The organism is Streptomyces sp. NPDC058576, from assembly GCF_042718715.1.
GTDB lineage: Bacteria > Actinomycetota > Actinomycetes > Streptomycetales > Streptomycetaceae > Streptomyces.
Genome location: NZ_JBHXPF010000123.1, coordinates 1 through 3748, shown reverse-complemented (window position 1 = coordinate 3748; position 3748 = coordinate 1). Strand labels below are relative to the sequence as shown.

Genomic DNA, 3748 nt, shown 5'->3' with positions numbered 1-3748 from the left:
ACCCGCGACGGCACAACAACCGAAGACACCGCCAACACAGCCGCCCGCTCCTCCACGGAGAGCAGATCGATCCGCCCGATCGGCCGCGAGGGATCCGTGACGACGAGGTCGAGCACCCGGATCAGCCGGTCGACGAACCCGGCGGCCGTCGCCCGGTCGAACAGGTCGTCGCGGTAGTCCAGGCGGAGGTACAGACGGCGGCCAGGGGCGGCGATCAGGGTCAGTGGATAGTGCGTCGCGTCCCGCCCGCGGCCCAGGTCAGGAGTGATCCGCAGCCCGGTCTCCGGCCGCTCGCCGGGCTCGTCCCACGGATAGTTCTCGAAGACCAGAGAGGTGTCGAAGAGGTCTCCCAGCCCGGCCAGTTGCTGGATGCGGGCGAGCCCGAGGTGGTGGTGCCCGGTGAGCCGCGACTGCGCGCTCTGCACCTGTTCGACGGTGGTCAGCAGCGTCTGTGCCGGGTCCAGGGACACCCGCACCGGCACCATGTTGATCAGCAGACCCACCATGCATTCGACGCCCGGCAGTTGAGGGTCGCGCCCCGCCACGACGGCCCCGAACACGACGTCGTCGTGGCCGGTACGTCGGCTCAGCACCAGCCCCCAGGCTGCCTGGAGCACGGTGTTCAGGGTCACCCCGTGCCGGCGCGCCCAGTCGGCCAGCGCTGCCGTGCGGTCCTCGTCAAGCTCCACCGTGATCCGCTCCGGCATCAGTCCGGGGCGGCCCGGATCCACCGGGGTGAGCAGCGTCGGCTGCTCGAGTCCGCCGAGCGCCTCCCCCCAGGCAGCCTCCGCCGCCGGCTGGTCCTGCTGCGCGAGCCACCCCAGATACTGCCGGTAGGGGGCCACTCGGGGCAGCGCGGTGGCGTCGCCCTCGCTGTCGTACAGCATGGTCAACTCGCGCACGAGCAGTGGCGTCGACCAGCCGTCGAGCAGGATGTGGTGGGTGGTCATGATGAGGCGGTGGCGTTCGGCGGCCAGGCGTACCAGGGAGAAGCGCAGCAGGGGCGGCTCGGCCAAGTCGAACCGACGGGCGTGCTCCTTGGCTGCGAGCCGGGCCAGCTCCCCCTCCGCCTCGTCCTCGGGAAGGGGCGACAGGTCGAACACGTCCCAGGGAACGTCGACCTGACGTGGCACCATTTGTATGGTCCGGCCGGAGTCCACCTGCCGGAAGCCGGCGCGCAGGTTCGGGTGCCGTTGGACGAGCGCGAGCACGGCGGCCCGCAGCCGCGCCGCGTCGAGGGCGCCCTCGACAGCCAGGACGTGCTGCACCGCGTAGACGTCCGCGCCGTCCTGCTCGTAGCGGGAGTGGAACAGCAGCCCCTCCTGCATCGGGGAGAGGGGGAGGATGTCTTCCAGGCCCGACGTCGTCATTTCTGCACCCTCCACGCTGCTTCGAGCTGCTCGATGTCGTGCTGGCTGAGTTCGGTCAGGGGGAAGTCCGAGGGGCTGTGGCCGCCGGTGCCGGAGCGCTCGCCGTGCCGGACCAGTCCGCGGATCGCTCGGAACCAGTGGTCGGCCAGGGCTCGGACGTGCCGTTCGGTCCAGAGATCCGGCGCCCAGGTCCAGACGGCCTCCAGTTCCGGCCCGTCCGGGGCGTCGCGGACCATGCTGTTCACCTCGAGCCCGTGCGCCAGGGCGGTGGCCGGGTCGGCGCCGCTCAGCAGGCCCGTCTCGGCGGCCACGGTCCATTCCGGGCGGCCGGGGACCACCGGGGCGCCCGCCGAGGGGAACCGGCCGAGGTAGTTGAATCCGAGTTGCGGTACGGCGAGCCCGGCCAGCTCCGGCCCGGTCTCCGGATTGAGGTGCCGCAGCAGGCCGTAGCCGATGCCCCGGTCGGGCAGGGAACGCACCTGTTCCTTGACCCGTTTCAAGGCCTGTCCGAGCGGCGGCCCGCCGTCGACGACCTCTTCCCACGCCAGGGGGCCCGGATCGACGCGGACGGGATACAGCGAGGTGAACCACCCCACGGTGCGCGAGAGGTCCGCGCCCTCGACGATCTCCTCGCGCCCGTGTCCCTCCACGTCCACCAGAAGAGCCGTGTGCCGTCCGCGTGCGTGGGTCCGGCGCCACTGGGCGACCGCCAGGGCGAGCGCGGTGAGCAGGACGTCGTCGACCTTCGCGTGGAAGGCCGTGGGCACGGCCGTCAGGAGGGGGGTGGTGACCTCGGGTGGCAGGGAGAGGGTGAGTTCGCGGGCGCGGCCCACGGTGTCCCGCGTGGCATCGAGCCGGCCAGTGGTCAGCGGTGGGTCGGCCGCGGCGAGCAGTTCGCTCCACAGCGCCGCCTCGGCGGTGCGGGCCGGCTGCCGGGCCTCGACCGTGAGGAGACTCGACCAGCGGCGCAGGGAGGTGGCCACCGGGTCCAGCCGTGGGGGACGACCGCCCCCGACGGCATCGCAGGCGGCGATGAGATCGGGGAGCAGGATCCGCCAGGACACCCCGTCGACGACGAGATGGTTGACGACGACCAGCAGCCTGCCCCGTACGGCGGGTCCGGCGTCGAACCAGACCATCTGAACCAGTGGGCCACGCTCGGCCGACAGGCGGGCGGATGCCTCCTCCGCCTGTGCGCGGACCAGCGTCGCGTCGACGACGGCGCCGGCGGTCTCGACACGGTGTACCAGGTCCGCGGCCGACACGGACCCCACCGGCCCCACGTCCAGCGACCACGCCCCGTTTCCCTGACCGCCCGGTGTCCGGGTCAACCGCAGCGCGTCGTGGTGGTTCACGAGTGCCTGAACGGCCGCGACGAGGTGATCCTGGCGCAACTGAGCCGGCACGTCCAGCAGCATCGCCTGGTGGAACGCGTCGATGTCGCCTCCGCGCGCGTCGAACCAGCGCATGATCGGGGTCGGCTCCATCCCTCCCACGCCGGAGTCGTCGGGGTCGGCTGCCGACACGGCCAGTTCGTGAGCGACCTCGGCCAGACCGGCCGCGGTCCGCTGCTCGAAGACGTCCCGGACCGCGAGTCCGACACCTGCCGAGCGAGCGAGGCTGACCAGCCGGATCGAGACGATGCTGTCCCCACCGAGCGCGAAGAAGTCGTCGTCGGGCCCGACCTTGTCCACGCCCAGGGCTTGCGCGACCAACGTCCCCAGCAGTCGCTCGCGCTCAGTCCGCGGCTCACGGCGCGGCACATCCGCCCGCGCGCCCGGATCGGGTTCGGGCAGGGCGGCCCGGTCGAGCTTGCCGTTGGCCGTCAACGGCAGCCGGTCCAAGGTGACGTACGTGGACGGCGTCATGTACTCGGGCAACAGCTGTCGCACGAACTCACGCAGGTCTGCCGGCGTTTCGTCGGTGTCGGGGACGATGTAGGCGATCAGGCGGGTGCTGCCGGGCTGGTCGTGGTGGGCGACCACGGCAGCCTGACCGATCGCCGGATGGTCCGTCAGGACGTTCTCGATCTCGCCGGGTTCGATCCGGAAGCCACGGACCTTCACCTGATGATCGGCACGGCCCATGTACTCCAGATCCCCCTCGGCGTTGGCACGCACGAGGTCACCGGTGCGATACATACGCCCGCCGGGCCCGGAACCGTAGGGGTCGGCGACGAAACGCTCGGCCGTCATACCGGGCTTGCCCAGATACCCGCGGGCCACACCGGCCCCCGCGACATACAACTCGCCCGTCACCTGCGGCGGGACCGGCCGCAGACGTGCGTCCAGGACATAGACACGCGTGTTGGCCATCGGACGGCCGATCGGCACCGTCGCACTCCCGCGGTAGGGGCGCGGCACGCGATGGTGGGTGGC

2 protein-coding genes are annotated in these 3748 nt (G+C 71.7%); both read right to left on the bottom strand.

The annotated features are described in order from the left end of the window. Positions 1-1370: condensation domain-containing protein (locus ACFWRV_RS36320; RefSeq protein ID WP_384340450.1), on the bottom strand; the 1370-nt coding region annotated here is incomplete at its 3' end. Next, positions 1367-3748 (bottom strand): condensation domain-containing protein (locus ACFWRV_RS36315; RefSeq protein WP_384340448.1); only part of this gene is annotated, 2382 nt, incomplete at its 5' end. The genes ACFWRV_RS36315 and ACFWRV_RS36320, both read right to left, overlap by 4 nt.